This is a genomic window from Kosakonia pseudosacchari, assembly GCF_900184035.1.
Classification (GTDB): domain Bacteria; phylum Pseudomonadota; class Gammaproteobacteria; order Enterobacterales; family Enterobacteriaceae; genus Kosakonia; species Kosakonia pseudosacchari.
Window position 1 is genome coordinate 103,674 of the sequence record NZ_FXWP01000022.1, and the last position, 15,985, is coordinate 119,658.

General features: G+C 54.7%; 15 protein-coding genes. 9 read left to right on the top strand and 6 right to left on the bottom strand.

Features of this window, described 5'->3' with window-relative positions:
* Positions 1-6: 6 nt before the first annotated feature.
* From eat to ampH, 4 genes are all read right to left on the bottom strand, one after another.
* Positions 7-1,383 (bottom strand): ethanolamine permease, encoded by a 1,377-nt coding sequence (gene eat, locus BN2591_RS17580; protein WP_086873202.1) that lies wholly within the window; start codon positions 1,381-1,383, stop codon positions 7-9.
* Between the two features lie 696 nt (positions 1,384-2,079).
* Positions 2,080-3,804 (bottom strand): bifunctional ornithine lipid synthase OlsF, encoded by a 1,725-nt coding sequence (gene olsF / locus BN2591_RS17585; RefSeq protein WP_086873203.1) that lies wholly within the window; start codon positions 3,802-3,804, stop codon positions 2,080-2,082.
* Between the two features lie 142 nt (positions 3,805-3,946).
* The gene (gene hemB / locus BN2591_RS17590; protein WP_086873204.1) at positions 3,947-4,918 is read right to left on the bottom strand and encodes a porphobilinogen synthase; all 972 of its coding nucleotides are present in this window, start codon (positions 4,916-4,918) and stop codon (positions 3,947-3,949) included.
* Between the two features lie 120 nt (positions 4,919-5,038).
* On the bottom strand, positions 5,039-6,196 hold the full coding sequence (gene ampH / locus BN2591_RS17595) for a D-alanyl-D-alanine-carboxypeptidase/endopeptidase AmpH (protein ID WP_086873205.1): 1,158 nt from the start codon (positions 6,194-6,196) through the stop codon (positions 5,039-5,041).
* Between the two features lie 192 nt (positions 6,197-6,388).
* On the opposite strand from ampH, the gene BN2591_RS17600 reads away from it, so the two are divergent.
* The 3 genes from BN2591_RS17600 to BN2591_RS17610 all read left to right on the top strand — a co-directional run bounded on the left by BN2591_RS17600 (position 6,389) and on the right by BN2591_RS17610 (position 9,421).
* On the top strand, positions 6,389-6,922 hold the full coding sequence (locus BN2591_RS17600) for an isochorismatase family protein (RefSeq protein ID WP_086873206.1): 534 nt from the start codon (positions 6,389-6,391) through the stop codon (positions 6,920-6,922).
* Positions 6,923-7,059: 137 nt separating this feature from the next.
* Positions 7,060-8,280, top strand: a complete 1,221-nt coding sequence (gene sbmA / locus BN2591_RS17605; RefSeq protein WP_086873207.1) for a peptide antibiotic transporter SbmA — start codon at positions 7,060-7,062, stop codon at positions 8,278-8,280.
* A 13-nt stretch (positions 8,281-8,293) separates the two neighbouring features.
* Entirely contained in the window at positions 8,294-9,421 is a 1,128-nt protein-coding gene (locus BN2591_RS17610) for a DUF1615 domain-containing protein (RefSeq protein WP_086873208.1), read from the top strand.
* On the opposite strand, the gene BN2591_RS17615 is transcribed toward BN2591_RS17610, so the two are convergent.
* Positions 9,418-9,726: a DUF2755 family protein gene (locus tag BN2591_RS17615; RefSeq protein WP_086873209.1), complete on the bottom strand. Its 309-nt coding sequence runs from the start codon at positions 9,724-9,726 to the stop codon at positions 9,418-9,420. The two genes, BN2591_RS17610 and BN2591_RS17615, sit on opposite strands and share 4 nt — an antisense overlap.
* 265 nt (positions 9,727-9,991) lie before the next feature.
* Here BN2591_RS17615 and BN2591_RS17620 point away from each other — a divergent pair, with 265 nt between their 5' ends.
* Positions 9,992-10,213, top strand: coding sequence for a DUF2754 domain-containing protein (locus BN2591_RS17620; protein ID WP_017458816.1), 222 nt, complete (start codon positions 9,992-9,994; stop codon positions 10,211-10,213).
* On the opposite strand, the gene ddlA is transcribed toward BN2591_RS17620, so the two are convergent.
* A complete protein-coding gene (gene ddlA / locus BN2591_RS17625; RefSeq protein WP_086873210.1) occupies positions 10,214-11,314 on the bottom strand; it encodes a D-alanine--D-alanine ligase in 1,101 nt (366 codons plus the stop codon).
* Between the two features lie 108 nt (positions 11,315-11,422).
* Between ddlA and BN2591_RS17630 the strand changes: the two genes are divergently transcribed.
* The 5 genes from BN2591_RS17630 (at position 11,423) to psiF (ending at position 15,917) form a co-directional block, all read left to right on the top strand.
* Positions 11,423-12,106 carry an extensin-like domain-containing protein gene (locus tag BN2591_RS17630; protein WP_086873211.1) on the top strand — a complete coding sequence of 228 codons (684 nt, stop codon included), beginning with the start codon at positions 11,423-11,425 and terminating at the stop codon, positions 12,104-12,106.
* Positions 12,107-12,275: 169 nt separating this feature from the next.
* Complete coding sequence (locus BN2591_RS17635) at positions 12,276-13,466, top strand: multidrug efflux MFS transporter (RefSeq protein ID WP_086873212.1); 1,191 nt, start codon at positions 12,276-12,278, stop codon at positions 13,464-13,466.
* A gap of 261 nt (positions 13,467-13,727) precedes the next feature.
* Entirely contained in the window at positions 13,728-13,988 is a 261-nt protein-coding gene (gene iraP, locus BN2591_RS17640; RefSeq protein ID WP_017458820.1) for an anti-adapter protein IraP, read from the top strand.
* Between the two features lie 87 nt (positions 13,989-14,075).
* Positions 14,076-15,506, top strand: a complete 1,431-nt coding sequence (phoA, locus tag BN2591_RS17645; RefSeq protein ID WP_086873213.1) for an alkaline phosphatase — start codon at positions 14,076-14,078, stop codon at positions 15,504-15,506.
* Positions 15,507-15,596: 90 nt separating this feature from the next.
* Positions 15,597-15,917 carry a phosphate starvation-inducible protein PsiF gene (psiF, locus tag BN2591_RS17650; RefSeq protein ID WP_086873214.1) on the top strand — a complete coding sequence of 107 codons (321 nt, stop codon included), beginning with the start codon at positions 15,597-15,599 and terminating at the stop codon, positions 15,915-15,917.
* The last annotated feature ends 68 nt before the right edge of the window (positions 15,918-15,985 follow it).

Consider the following 15,985-nt stretch of genomic DNA (forward strand, 5'->3'; position numbering starts at 1 on the left):
GTCTCCTCAGGAGAGCGCCCGCAGTTGCGGGTCCATCTCGGCACGTTCACGCGCGTGCGCCGTTTTACGAAACCACATATAGCCGCCCAGCATCATCAGCGCGAAGATCAGTGCCAGAAGCGTGTTATACCAGACCATCGCCACCAGGCAGAGCACCGCCATGCCCAGCGCAAACGCGGGCGCGTACGGGAAGAGTGGCGCTTTAAACGGGCGCTCAAGTTCCGGTTCGCTGCGGCGCAGCTTAAACAGCGCGGCCATTGAGGTGATATACATAACGATAGCCCCGAAAACGGACATCGTCACAATACAGGCGGTGAGCGGCATACCGCTGATGGTCACCAGCGAGTCGGAGAAAATCGCCGCAATGCCGACCACGCCCCCGGCGAGGATCGCCAGATGCGGCGTGCGGGTTTTGCGGTTGAGGTTCGCCAGGCTTGCCGGCAGATAGCCCGCGCGCGCCAGCGAATAGATCTGGCGTGAGTAACCCATAATGATGCCGTGGAACGATGCCACCAGGCCAAACAAACCGAGCCACACCAGCATATGCAACCAGCCGCTGCTGTTGCCGACCACCACTTTCATCGCCTGCGGCAGCGGGTCGTTAATATTCGACAGCGCACGCCAGTCGCCGACGCCACCGGCAAAAATCATCACGCCAACCGCCAGCACGGTGAGGGTTAAAATACCGCCGCCGAGTGCGCGCGGGATGGTGCGTTTCGGATCTTTGGCTTCTTCCGCTGCCATAGACGCACCTTCAATAGCGAGGAAGAACCAGATGGCAAAGGGGATCGCGGCAAACATGCCCGGCAGGGCCAGGCTACTGAAGCTCTCAGCGCCTGCCCAGCCGTTAGCGGTGAAGTTGCCCCATGAGAAGCCCGGTGCCACCACGCCCATAAACACCAGCAGCTCGAAAATGGCCAGCAGGGTGACAATCAGCTCAAATGTGGCGGCAATGCCGACGCCGAGAATGTTCAGCGTCATAAAGATGAGGTACGCGCCGCAGGCCACCCATTTCGCATCCAGCGACGGGAACTGCACGTTCAGGTACGCACCAATCGCCATGGCGATAGCCGGAGGCGCGAAGACGAATTCGATTAAGGTGGCAAACCCGGCGATAAACCCGCCCGTTGGCCCAAATGCGCGGTACGCGTAAGCGAAAGGACCACCGGCATGAGGAATGGCGGTGGTCAGCTCGGTAAAACTAAAGATAAAGGCGCAGTACATCGCGGCAATTAACAGCGCGACAATCAAAAAGCCGAGTGTCCCGGCCTGCGACCAGCCATAGCTCCAGCCAAAATACTCTCCTGAAATCACCAGTCCGACGGCAATGCCCCACAGACGGAAACTGCCCAGTGTTCTTTTTAATGTTGTTTGTGTGCTCATGCTTTACTGCCTCGCCATTGAATACAGTTAGCGGTGAATGTGCAAAGGCGATGCCAGGAGATATATTTCTTGGTTAATTAAATAGTTAGATGATTATGGTTTTGAAATGCTGCATGGCTTGCACCGTGGCAGATCGGATTCTGGTGCAGTCTGCCCTGCAATGGTGAAACTGGCGAATATGCTGCTTAAGGTGAAATTAATTGCCGGCAGGTTAATAAAAAAGGCGATAGCCCGGTTTCTGGAAATGTTATAGGGAATAACTGGAAATTTAAATCCGACTATTCTTAGCTCTTTTTTGTTATATCAGGCTTTAATTAAAGTGACGATGTGTTATTTAAATGGTGCATTTCACAATAACTTAACATGTTGATTTTACTGCGTGATTCATTTTGTTTTTTGTGAGGCGCAACACATATCATTAGTCTACTAACCTGATGTTAAATCTAATCCGGAATAATGGGTTGACCTGAATTGTCTGGCACTTTAGTTTGACACAATAATTTTCAGCCAAACCCAGGATGATATTTAGCAAAGGAGGACGTCATGGCCTGGCGACCCATTTTATATGTCATTTTTACCGACAACCCTCGTTTAAATAGCCGACGAGCACAGTTGCGGCTGGTGCATGGCTGACAGGATCCATTAATAAGCCGTCACGCATAACGCGACGGCTTTTATATTTTATGCCGGTTTACTTTATGCCGTTTCTGTTTCCGGCTGCGGCAGATGCGCAGCAATATAGCGCTCGTAGCGGTTTGCTTTCAGGTGCGTTAAATCTACCAGCACCAGACCATCCACGCAGTTGTTGAAGTCCGGGTCGCAGCCGAAATCAATAAATTGCACGCCGCCAGGCTCACACAGTTCGGAATATTGTTTATACAGCGGCGGAATGCCGCAGCCCAGGTTTCCCAGCAGCGATTTCAGCCGCGTCAGATCTTCGGTGTAGTCATCGCCGGTAAATTGCGCCAGCACTTCCGGCATGCTGGCAGGCCACGGGCGGCGCGATGACGCCAGCGGCCAGGTTGCCGGGAACCACAGACGGTAGAACGCCACCAGCAGATCGCGCGCCGCAGGAGGCATCCCGCCGGAAATAGAGACCGGGCCAAACAGGTAGCGATACTGCGGATAACGTGCCAGATAGGCACCGATACCCGACCACAGATAATCCAGCCCGCGACGTCCCCAGTAGCGCGGCTGAATAAAACTGCGCCCCAGTTCAATGCCGTGGCGCAGCACATCCGCCATGCGATCGTCGTAATGGAACAGGCTGTGGCTGTATAACCCTTCGACGCCGCGCGCCGCCATTTGCTGCGCTGTAGGCATAAAACGGTAAGCGCCGACAATTTCCAGATCGGCTTCATCCCACAAAATCAGATGCAGGTAATCGTCGTCATATTTATCCGTATCACGACGTTTACCGCTGCCTTCGCCCACGGCACGGAAGGCGATTTCACGCAGCCGTCCAAGCTCGCGCAGCAGCGGCGCATCTTCCTGCCCTTTACGTTGCCACAGATAGATGATCTTGCCATCAGCGGTGCGACCGAGGCACTCGGCGTTGTTAAGCTCCCGACGCAGCGTAATGCGCGCTTCCGGACGTGCGATGGCGCATTCGGTTTTGAAGGGGCCGGGCAATCCCTTGCCAAGACGCAGGACATGTTGGCGACACTTATCGGCCAGCTCGCGCGGCGCGAGCTGCGGCGTGTGCCAGCTGTCCCAGGGAATACGTTCACCGATTTTGATCGGCAGTGCGCTGTCGCGCCGGCGAAACATCTGCTGCATCAGCAGTATAAAGGGAAGCGTTTCAGAGACCATCGCGCTGGCGTAGAACAGGGCGCTGTTGCGCGCGTCAATCCACACCGGCAGTAACGGCGTGCGGAATTTACTGGCCAGCTTGATAAACCCGGCGTGCCAGCTTTTATCGCGAATGCCTTTGCGCGTCATGCGCGACACTTCCCCGGCCGGGAAGAAGATCAACACGCCGCCGCTTTGCAACTGGTTTTCCATTTGCTGCAATGAGGATTTACGCGTGCGACCACCCATGTTATCCACCGGAATAAACAGGGAACTGAGCGGCTCAAGGTGCGTCAGCATGCGGTTGGTGACCACTTTCACATCGCGGCGTACGCGGGAAACGGCGTACAACAGCGCCAGCCCGTCGAGTGTGCCTGTCGGATGGTTGGAAATGATGACCAACGGGCCATGTTCAGGAATTTGTTCGAGGCAGTGAGCGGGAACGGTGCAGCGGATTTGTAGATGTTCGAGTACTTGTTCCACCATATCCAGCCCTTTCAGGTGAGGGTGGTGCGCGGCGAACTGCTGAAACTCTTGCTCATAGAGCAGGCGTCTGAGCAGATTTTTTTGCCAGGGGGCTGGCCTGGCCTGTGGCCAGAGATCCTCAAGTACATTGTCGAGACTAAACATGGTGATTTCTCCTCCCGTCTTGTCGATGACAGTAAAGGGCGAAGATGACGCTTACATTTCATTACAATGAAGAAATGACACTTTAAAGACGGCAGGAGAATCAGAAGGAAAGGCAAAAAAAAGCGGGCCAGGCCCGCTTCGTTCAGAGGATGCCGCGTTCGGCGAGATCGAGGGCGAAATAGCTGAAAATCAAATCCGCGCCGGCGCGTTTAATCGCACCCAGGCTTTCCAGTACTACTTTGTCTTCATCAATTGCGCCTGCCTGAGCGGCAAACTTGATCATCGCGTATTCGCCGCTCACCTGATAAGCGCCCAGCGGCAGTTCGGTGCGCTCGCGGATATCACGCAGGATATCGAGATAAGCGCCAGCCGGTTTCACCATCAGGCAATCTGCGCCTTCGGCCTGATCGATAAGCGACTCGCGAATCGCTTCGCGGCGGTTCATCGGGTGCATCTGATAAGTTTTACGATCGCCTTTCAGCGCCGTGCCCGCGGCTTCGCGGAACGGGCCGTAGAAGGATGAGGCGAATTTGGTCGAATAGGACATGATGGCGGTATCGGTAAAGCCCGCCGCATCCAGCGCACGGCGAATCGCCTGCACCTGACCGTCCATCGCCGCTGATGGCGCAATGAAATCGGCGCCTGCCGCAGCGGCAATCACCGCTTGTTTACCGAGATTAATCAGCGTGGCGTCGTTATCCACGCCGTGATCGCACAACACGCCGCAGTGGCCGTGCGAGGTGTATTCGCAAAAACAGGTGTCGGACATCACCACCATTTCCGGCACTGTCTCTTTGCAGATACGCGACATCCGCGCCACCAGGCCGTTTTCCTGCCAGGTATCGCTGCCGGTGGCATCCGTGTGGTGCGAGATACCGAACGTCATTACCGAACGGATGCCCGCTTTGGCGATGCGTTCTATTTCGCGCGCCAGATATTTTTCCGGAATACGCATCACGCCCGGCATGGCGGCGATGGCTTTGTAATCGTCAATTTCTTCTTCAACAAAGATCGGCAACACCAGGTCGTTTTTGCTCAGTGTTGTCTCTTCAAACATGGCGCGTAGCGCAGGCGATTTGCGCAGGCGGCGGGGGCGAGTAATTAAATCGGTCATGGTATGCCTGATGTTTGTGGAACAGATGGCGGCATTGTAGCCGAAAAGGCGGTGGGCTGTTTTACCAAAATCGCTGTTAAAAGGGGAAGGCAGACGGCAAGCCGCCTGCCTTTTGCCGCATCAGGAGGCCGGAACCACCAGTGGTTTGTTGTTGCTCAGCTCGCTGACCAGGTCATTCGCGCCGTCGCTCATGCTGGTAAAGCGCGTCAGCGGGGAACGGGTCATCACCACAAAGACGCCGACGTTATGCTGCGGCACCATCGCTATATAGGTGATGAAACCGCCGCCACCGCCGGTTTTCTGGATGATGCCCGGGTGACCGTCTTTCGGTGCCATATAGACCCAGCCGAGGCCGAGCGCGTCGGCTTTGCCGGGGACATCCATGCCGATCACTTTAGTCAGCTGATTACGCGGGTAGATCAGCGTTTGCATACGGTCGGCCTGGCTGTTGCGGGTATAGAAATCGGACGAGAGGAACTGCTGCATCCAGCGCATCATATCGCCTGGCGTGGAGTAAACGCCGCCGCTGCCAATCGCCGCCAGCGTATTGTCACACGGACTGGCACCTTTTTCCGCCACCATCAGGCGCTTGCACTGATCCGGCGACGGGGTAAAAGTGGTGTCTTTCATCCCCAGCGGGCGGGTTATCTGCTCTTCAAACAGCTGCGGATAGGGTTTGCCCGCCGCCTGAGAAAGTGCATCGGCCAGCAGGTCAAACGCCAGGTTAGAGTAAGACGCCTGCGAGCCTGGCGCGGTTTTCAGCTTCGCGGTGGAAAGCCAGCTCCAGCGCTGCTCGCGCGTTGGCCAGACAAATACTGAACGGTGCGCCGCGCCGCCAGGCTGCTCACGCGGCAGCGCGCTGGTGTGGGTCGCGAGGTTAACCAGCTTGATCGGCGTACCCTCGTAAGTCGGCACGCGTGCGCCCGGCGGTGCATATTTGCTTAAGGGATCGTCGAGGCGCACCCGGCCTTGATCGAGCAGTTTTACCAGCATTTCGCTGGTCATCAGTTTGGAGAGCGAAGCAATACGGATAACCGAATCCAGCTGTGGGCGCACATTGTTGCCCGGGCGGGTTTCACCAAAGCTTCTGAATACGCGCTGGTTACCGTCAATGACCACCATTGCCATCCCGGTCGCACCGCTACCGTAATAGATGTGGTTGGCGTAACGATCGACAATGTCAGAGGCAAATACCGGATCGGGAGATTGTTGCGCCGCACGGGCGCTGGTCATACTCAGCGCGCAGAGCAACGCGGAGAAAAGCAGACAACGTTTCAACGAAGGGGATCCATATAAGAATGGGAACGATAGAGGATATTTATACTACCTGGCGTTTCGATGCAAAGCACCAATAAGCGTGTTATTTCGCCCTAATACGTAACGATGGGTAAATATGAAATTTTTTCCCTATGACTTCGGGGGAAGAGGGCTGTGATAACCTCTTCCTTTCCCGCACTCAGGAGTCAGGCAATGGCAAGTCAACGGGTAGTGATGGTGGTGGATATGCAAAACGGCGTGTTTGCCACAGAGCGTATTGAGCGTGAGCACTGCGTGGCGCGCATTAACCAACTGACCGCGGCAGCGGATACGGTGATTTTTATTCAACATGCCGAGGCCGGTGGGCTGGAAGAGGGCAGTGACGGGTTTGCTCTTTTGCCGGAGCTGACGCAACCGGCGAATGCGCTGTATGTCACCAAAACCGCCTGCGACGCGTTTTATCACACCACGCTTGAAAGCGTGCTGCGAGAGCATGATATTCGCGCCTTTGTGATGTGCGGATGCGCCACCGATTACTGCGTGGATACCACGCTGAAAAACGGCGCCAGCCGTGGTTACGCCATTACCGTCGCGCAAGATGCGCACACCACGGCGAATCGTCCGGCGGCACGGGCCTCGGTGTTAATCGATCACTATAACGAGGTGTGGCGCACGCTAACGGTGCCTGGCAACCCGGTATTGGTGAAACCCGTCGAAACAATTCTTCACGAATGGCAAACGAACTAAGGCGTTAACCTCAGGTCAGATTTAACCAGACGGCGCCGCACTTCGCGGCGCTTTTTTTGTCGCGGCCCATTAAGGGGCTTACATACAGCGATGCACAGCATTTGTCGTAAATAATAAGAAGTGAGCAGGAGAGCATTATGTTTAAGTCCTTCTTTCCGAAACCGGCGTTGTTCTTTTTGTCGGTGTTCATCTGGACCGCGATTACCGTGGTTTTCTGGCAGGCGGGTGGGGAAGCGTGGTTGATGCGTCTCACCGGTGCGTCTGCGGATGTGCCGATTAGCGCCGCGCGTTTCTGGAGCCCGGGTTACCTGCTTTTTTACGCCTATTACGCGCTCTGTGTCGGCGTTTTTGCTCTTTTCTGGTTTACCTTTTCGCCGCATCGCTGGCAGCGCTGGTCGATTCTGGGTACTGCGTTAATTATCTTTGTCACCTGGTTTTTGGTGGAAGTGAATGTCGCCATTAACGCCTGGTATCAGCCGTTTTACGATCTTATCCAGACCGCGCTCAGTGCGCCGAACAAAGTCAGCATTCATCAGTTATACAGCGAGATTGGTGTGTTTTTGTGGATCGCGCTGATTGCCGTCACGGTGGCGGTGCTCAACAACTTTTTCGTCAGCCATTATGTGTTCCGCTGGCGTACGGCGATGAACGAATACTATATGGCGCACTGGGATCGTTTGCGCCATATCGAAGGCGCAGCGCAGCGCGTACAGGAAGACACCATGCGTTTCGCCTCGACGCTTGAAGATATGGGCACCAGTTTTATTAACGCCATCATGACGTTGATTGCTTTTTTGCCGGTGCTGGTGGCGCTATCGCCGCATGTACAGGAAATACCGGTGGTAGGGCACATCCCATATGGGCTGGTGATTGCCGCCGTAAGCTGGGCGTTGCTCGGCACCGTGCTGCTGGCATTTGTAGGTATCAAGCTGCCGGGGCTGGCGTTTAAAAACCAGCGCGTGGAAGCGGCTTACCGTAAAGAGCTGGTCTATGGCGAAGATGATGCTGGTCGCGCCAGGCCGCATACCGTTGCGGAGCTGTTCGCTGCCGTGCGCCGTAACTATTTCCGGCTCTATTTTCACTATATGTATTTCAATATCGCCCGTATCCTGTACATGCAGGTTGATGTGGTGGTTGGCCTGATTGTGCTGTTCCCGACGATTGCTGCCGGGGCTATCACTTTCGGTCTGATGCGCCAGATAACTAACGTGTTTGAGCAGGTGCGCAGTTCGTTCCAGTATTTGATCTCTTCCTGGACGACGCTGGTGGAGCTGATGTCTATCTATAAACGTTTACGCAGTTTTGAGCGTGAGCTGGATGGGCAGGAGATCCAGCCTGTGCCCCATACTTTTGGTTAACACAAGGAACGTTATGGTTTACGTCCCCCGTTTTGGCTGGTTACTGGCGACGTTGATTCTCGCCGGGTGTAGTACGCAGGGCACGCTTTCGCAAAAAGAAGCCGAAGCTGAAAAAGAAAAAGCGCTGGAACAACAGCAGAACAAGCCGATGGATGTCGCAAGCGTGGTGCGGCGAACGATCCCCGCCAGTGTAAAAGATCGTGAAGGCTGGGCGCAGGATCTGGCGACGACCTTTAGCAGTCAGAAGCTCTCTCCAACGCTGGAGAACATCTGTTCGGTGCTGGCGGTGGCGCAGCAGGAATCCAATTACCGGTCTGATCCGGTGGTACCGGGGCTGAATAAAATCGCCTGGAAAGAGATCGACAAGCGCGCCGAGCGGATGCACATCCCAACGATGCTGGTGCATACGGCGCTAAAAATTCCGTCGCCGAATGGTAAAAGCTACAGCGAACGGTTAGACAATGTGCGCACGGAAAAAGAGCTCAGCGCCATTTTTGATGACTTCATTGGCATGGTGCCGATGGGGCAAAAATTGTTTGGTTCGCTTAACCCGGTGCGCACCGGTGGGCCGATGCAGATTAGCGTTGCGTTTGCCGAGCAGCATACGGACGGTTATCCGTGGAAAATGGCAGGCACCGTGCGCCAGGAGGTTTTCAGTCGCCGCGGTGGATTATGGTTTGGCACCTATCATCTGCTCAATTATCCGGCCAATTACACCGCACCCATTTACCGTTTCGCCGATTTTAACGCCGGGCTGTATGCCAGCCGTAACGCGGCGTTTCAGAACGCCATCAGCAAAGCGACCGGCGTGAAACTGGCGCTCGACGGCGACCTGATTTTGTATGGCAGCAGCGATGCGGGTACGACAGAATTAGCCGTGCGCAAACTGGGCGCGTCGCTTGGCATGAGCGATCGTGATATCCGTCGGCAACTGGAGCGTGGAGACAGCGACAAGCTGGAAGAGACTAAACTCTATCGCGAAGTGTATCGGCTCGCTGAAAAGAAAAACGGCAAACCATTGCCGAGAGAGGTACTGCCAGGGATCAAGCTGGAAAGCCCGAAGATCACGCGCAACCTGACAACAGCATGGTTTGCGAAGCGCGTCGACGATCGTCGGGCCGCCTGCATGGCGCAGAACTAGCGCGAATGGTGGTGTCGCCAGCGTAAGATAAGGAAGATGACGCCGAGCAGGGCGCTTCCCACGAGGAAAGGCACAAGACCGAAAATCGTGCCGACGCCCATTCCCATTTCTACGTGGGGGCGGGTGGTGTCCTGCACTTGCATCAGATGCTCGAACACGCCCGGTGCGTGCACCAGCAGGTTCAGCAACTGCGCACCCGCCCAGAAGCAGAGTAGTACGAATATGGCGTAAGCAATATTACCCGGTCTGGAGGTGTCACGTTGTTTTGCGCCCTTAAAGGGTTTCGACATAGTAAAGTCAGCCATAAGACCTCCGGTACTCTTTACTTTTAACGCTCGATTTAGTTGGCGTGTGGCCTCAACTGACGCTAATTTTGGCAGTTGTACCGCTTTGTCAACATCAGAATGGTGATAATTTCGCCCCGGGAATGATTCCAGTTGGATGATTTTTGCCGATGCTCACATTTCTGTAACGTTTTAATTACCTTGGTAACATTTCAGAATTTCCGCATACGCCACAGACGGTAAGCGGTGGTTGTGCGATGATGCCGTTTTGACTGCCGGAGTTGTCATGAAGCTGCCTGTAAAAATCCGCCGTGACTGGCACTATTACGCGTTTGCGATTGGGTTGATCTTTATTCTGAATGGCGTGGTCGGGCTGCTGGGGTTTGAAGCCAAAGGCTGGCAAACCTACGCGGTGGGGCTGGTGACCTGGGTGATTGGTTTCTGGCTGGCCGGGTTAATTATCCGCCGCCGCCCGGAGGACGAGGAGACGGCGGATAAACCGCAATAATTAGCTGTTAACGGTAATTTTCAGCGCGCTGTTAGCCTGATGGCGCGCAATCGCCAGTTCAATCAGACGTGTGATTAACTCGCTGTAACCAATGCCGCTCGCCTGCCACAGTTTCGGGTACATGCTGATATTGGTAAACCCTGGCAGCGTGTTGATTTCGTTGATGATCACCTCGTTTTCCGGCGTCAGGAACACATCCACGCGCGCCATCCCTTCACAACCCAGCGTCTGATAAGCCTGCACCGCAATGCCGCGGATTTTATCGTTGATTGCCGGATCAATGTCGGCGGGCACTACCACTTGCGCACCGTTTTCATCAATGTATTTGGTGTCGTAGGCATAAAACTCGCTGTTAAGCACGATTTCGCCACAGGTACTGGCCTGCGGAGAGTCATTGCCCAGCACGGCGCATTCAATCTCACGGCCTTTGATGCCGGTTTCAACAACCACTTTTTTATCGAATTCAAACGCCAGGTTGACCGCCGCCTGGTACTGCGCTTCATTCGTCACTTTGCTGACGCCCACGGAGGAACCCTGGTTGGCGGGTTTAACAAACAGCGGTAAACCGAGCTGGGTTTGCACCTCGCTAAAGCTAATCTGCTCGCGATTGGCGCGGGTGAGCGTGATAAACGGGGCGATGGAAAGCCCGGCGTCGCGCAGCAGGCGCTTGGTGACGTCTTTATCCATACAGGCTGCAGAAGCGAGCACATCGGAGCCGACAAACGGTAAGTTCGCCAGACGCAGCATGCCCTGCAATGAACCATCTTCGCCCAGCGTGCCGTGAACAATTGGGAAAATCACGTCGACATTCGGAAGCGGTGTGCTGTTTTCTGCCTGGATCAGTTGCTGCTGTTGGTTTCCCGGCACCAGCGCCACACTATTTGCCGAAGGGTTTAAGGCGATACGCGCCGGATCGCTGGCGTTTAGCAGATAATTATTCGCATCGCTGACATGCCACTGCCCCTGTTTATCGATCCCCAGCAGCACCACGTCAAAGCGTGATTTATCCATAGCGTCGACGATATTTTTCGCCGACTGTAACGACACTTCATGTTCCGCTGATTTGCCGCCAAAGACGACCCCTACCCGCAGTTTTGCCATTTCTCCGTTCACTCACACTGAATTCACAAAGCACATACCATAGCACGTCAAAACGCACGATTCGCGGCCTTCTGCCATAATGTTTTCTGGAAACCAGAAGGAGGCGACGTGAGCGGGAAAGGGCTGATTGTTTTGTGCATTCTTCTGGCGGTGATTTGGATTGGCTACCGCGCGTTGCCGTCTTATTACAACCCGTTTGCGCCGTTACAGCTTAGCGACCCGCCCGGGCGCATCACGCAGTTCAAACTGCGCCGCTTGCAGCCGCAAGCCTGTGCGGAATTATTGTCGCAGGCGAATCAGCAGCAGTTGATTTCCTCGGTTCCGGTTGCCGACAGCGCCGGGGATTGCCCATTAACCAATGTCGTGCGGGTGCGCGATTTTGGGGCGGTTAAACTGAGCAGCAGTTTTCTCGCCAGTTGCCCGCTGGCGCTCAGCTCCGCGCTGTTTATTGAGCAACAGGCGCGGCCACTCACCGAACGCTTTATGGGCAGCCAGCTTACGCGTATCGACCACCTTGGCAGCTACGCGTGTCGCAATATCTACAACCGCGCTGATGCCAGGCGTAGCGAGCATGCCAGCGCAGAAGCGCTGGATCTCAGCGGTTTTCGGCTGGCGAATGGTCAGTCCGTGACGGTATTAAAGGGCTGGCGCCAGGCGAGAACACAACCGTGGCTGCGGGCAATGTTAAGCGCCAGTTGCGGCTATTACGGTAACGGCCTTGGGCCGGAGTACAACGCTGCGCATGCCAACCATTTTCATCTTGGCATGCGCGGCTTTGGCCTCTGTCGCTAAGCATAATCCACTGTGAATAATGGGGTTTTTCTTTCAGGCAGCAGCGTGAAACGAAAGCTGGCAGATAAAATACCGAAATCGCTGTCACCGCATCTCTGGTGACTCATCGTAGGCGCATTCTTGTTAACCTGTGCGCTGTTTGTCAAAATCTCAATAATTACGCGTACTTATGGAATCCTGGAAGGTCAATCTTATCTCGGTCTGGTTCGGTTGTTTTTTCACCGGCCTCGCTATCAGCCAAATTCTACCGTTCTTGCCGTTATATGTTGCGCAACTGGGCGTGACGTCCCATGAAGCGTTGTCGATGTGGTCAGGCTTAACGTTCAGTATCACCTTTCTGGTTTCGGCGATTGTTTCGCCCATGTGGGGCAGCCTGGCGGACCGGAAAGGGCGCAAACTGATGCTGTTGCGTGCCTCGCTGGGGATGGCGATCGCGATTCTGTTGCAGGCGTTTGCTACTAATGTGTGGCAACTGTTGATTCTGCGCGGTGTGATGGGGCTGACCTCTGGCTATATTCCCAATGCGATGGCGCTGGTGGCCTCGCAGGTGCCGCGCGAACGGAGCGGCTGGGCGCTGAGTACACTCTCCACGGCGCAGATAAGCGGCGTAATTGGCGGGCCGCTGATGGGCGGTTTTCTCGCCGACCATGTAGGGCTGCGCATGGTGTTCCTCATCACGGCGATACTGCTGATGGTGAGTTTCCTCGTTACGCTGTTTTTAATTAAAGAGGGCGTCAGGCCGACGGTGAAAAAGGGCGATCGTCTGAGCGGCAAAGCGGTGTTCTCGACCTTGCCGTACCCGGCGCTGGTCATCAGTTTGTTTATTACCACCATGGTCATTCAGTTGTGTAATGGCTCTATCGGCCCGATCCTGGCGCTGTTTATTCAATCGTTGTCACCGCACACCACGAATATTGCTTTTCTCAGTGGGCTTATCGCCGCTGTGCCCGGTGTCTCGGCGCTGATTTCCGCGCCGCGTCTCGGCAAACTGGGCGATCGCATTGGTACATCGCGCATTTTAATGGCGACGATGGCGGTGGCCGTGGTGCTGTTTTTCGCCATGTCGTTTGTCACCTCGCCGCTCCAGCTTGGGATCTTGCGCTTTATGTTGGGCTTTGCCGATGGCGCGATGCTGCCCGCCGTGCAGACGTTGTTGCTGAAATACTCCAGCGATCAGGTCACCGGGCGTATTTTCGGTTATAACCAATCGTTTATGTATCTGGGAAATGTCGCCGGGCCGCTGATGGGGGCGACCGTATCCGCAATGGCGGGTTTCCGTTGGGTATTTGCCGCTACGGCTGTGGTGGTGTTTATTAATCTTTGGCAATTACTGCTGGCGTTTCGCCGGGTAAAACGCTAACGCAACGGGGCCGAAATAATATAAGTTTGCTTCGGCCTTACTATCGCTTTTTCTTATGAAAATAAGCCATGCGCTTTTTTTTATTTGCCGCTAAGCCACTCAAATCATTTGCCTTCGATGCGGGAGAAACGTTTCGTTAACCCTGTTTTTTAAATGACTATTACGCGTTGTGAGAAAATCCGCAAAAATAATACATGTATCTACTTTGCAACATCAAAACTCAATGCTAACGTCTTTGAAATCTCGTAAGGAAATAGCGCTATGAAAAATCTCATTGCAGAGTTATTGGTCAAGCTTGCAGAAAAAGAAGAAGAGTCGAAAGAACTGGTCGCTCAAGTTGAAGCGCTGGAAATCGTGGTGACCGCGCTGCTGCGCCAGATGGCGACGACGGAACAACAGGCGTTAATTCAGAGTATCGAAGGCGCGCTGGAAGAAGCCCGGCCGGGAACGCACGTTACCCATCAGGACGCGGAGTTGTTGCAACAGTATGTAAAAAAGCTTTTAAGGCACCCGCGCAGCTAAACCTCTGACGCGCTGCCTGCACTGTCATATCACTGTCATCTGCGCTACCTATAGTCGCTCTGTTTTATTTTCTTTAAGTATTTGTACATGGAGAATATTAAAGTGAAACAGAGCGCATTATTTCTTGCCTTATTACCTCTGATCTTTACCCCTGCTATTTATGCCGAAACGACGTCGGCACCGGTTCTTGATAATCGTGCTGCTCAGGGGGATATTTCCACGCCCGGCGGTGCGCGCCGTTTAAGTGGTGACCAAACCGCTGCTCTGCGTGATTCCCTCATTGATAAACCCGCCAAAAATATTATTTTGCTGATTGGCGATGGCATGGGGGATTCTGAAATTACCGCCGCGCGAAATTATGCCGAAGGGGCTGGCGGATTCTTTAAAGGTATTGACGCATTACCGCTGACTGGCCAGTACACGCACTATTCGCTGGACAAAAAAACCGGCAAACCGGATTACGTCACCGATTCCGCCGCGTCTGCCACGGCCTGGAGCACAGGCGTGAAAACCTATAACGGCGCACTCGGCGTCGACATTCACGATAAAGATCACACCACCATTCTGGAGATGGCCAAAACCGCCGGTCTGGCGACGGGCAACGTTTCCACTGCGGAACTGCAAGATGCTACGCCCGCCGCGCTGGTTTCTCACGTTATCTCACGTCGCTGCTACGGCCCGACGGTGACCAGTGAGAAGTGTGCGCTCAACGCGCTGGAGAAAGGCGGTAAAGGTTCGATTACCGAACAACTGCTGAACGCCCGCGCGGATGTCACGCTGGGCGGCGGCGCGAAAACCTTTAGCGAAACCGCCACCGCCGGTGAGTGGAAAGGGAAAACGCTGCGCGAACAGGCGCAGGCGCGCGGTTACCAGCTGGTTGGCGATGCCTCTACGCTTGCGGCGATCACCGAAGCGAACCAGGATAAACCGCTGCTGGGGCTGTTCTCTGATGGCAACATGCCGGTGCGCTGGGAAGGGCCAAAAGCCTCGCTGCACGGCAATACTGATAAACCTGCCGTGACCTGTACGCCCAACGCGAAACGTACCGCCAGCGTGCCAACACTGGCGGCAATGACGGAAAAAGCCATTGATTTGCTGAGCAAAAATGAGAAGGGCTTCTTCCTGCAAGTGGAAGGCGCGTCTATCGATAAACAGGATCATGCGGCGAACCCGTGCGGTCAGATCGGCGAAACGGTTGATCTCGACGAAGCGGTACAGAAAGCGCTGGAATTTGCCAAAAAAGATGGCAATACGCTGGTGATCGTTACCGCAGATCACGCCCATGCCAGCCAGATCATTCCGCCAGATACCAAAGCGCCAGGCTTGAGCCAGGCGCTGAACACCAAAGACGGCGCGGTAATGGCCATCACTTACGGCAACTCGGAAGAGGAGTCGATGGAGCATACCGGAACGCAGGTTCGTATCGCGGCTTACGGGCCGCATGCGGGCAACGTGGTGGGGCTGACGGATCAGACCGATCTGTTCTACACCATGAAGGCGGCACTGAATCTGAAGTAACGGCCTCCCGGCGGTAAATCTTTGCTGCCGGGTGGTTTTTTCACCAATTAGTACCATCCTTAAAAGGCACATTAAGAGAAGGATGGTGCTATGAAAATAACATTACTGGTTACCCTCGTTTTCGGTCTGCTGTTTGTCACGGCGCTGAGCGCCGCTGAAAAAACACTGACCCCGCAACAACAACGTATGACCCTCTGCAATCAACAGGCAACGGCGCAAACCCTGGCGGGAGACGCCCGTAAGAAATACATGAGTGACTGCCTGAAAAAAACCAAAACTGAGCCCGGACAAAAAAGCCTGACGCCGCAGCAACAGCGGATGCGTGAATGTAATGCCCAGGCGACGCAACAATCCCTTAAAGGCGAAGATCGCAGTAAATTTATGAGCGGTTGCCTGAAAAAACCGCAATAACGCAGCGGGTGAGCAGCGCGTTTGCTCACCCTTTTTTCGGAATTTTCCCCGTCTTTTTGCCCGTCCGC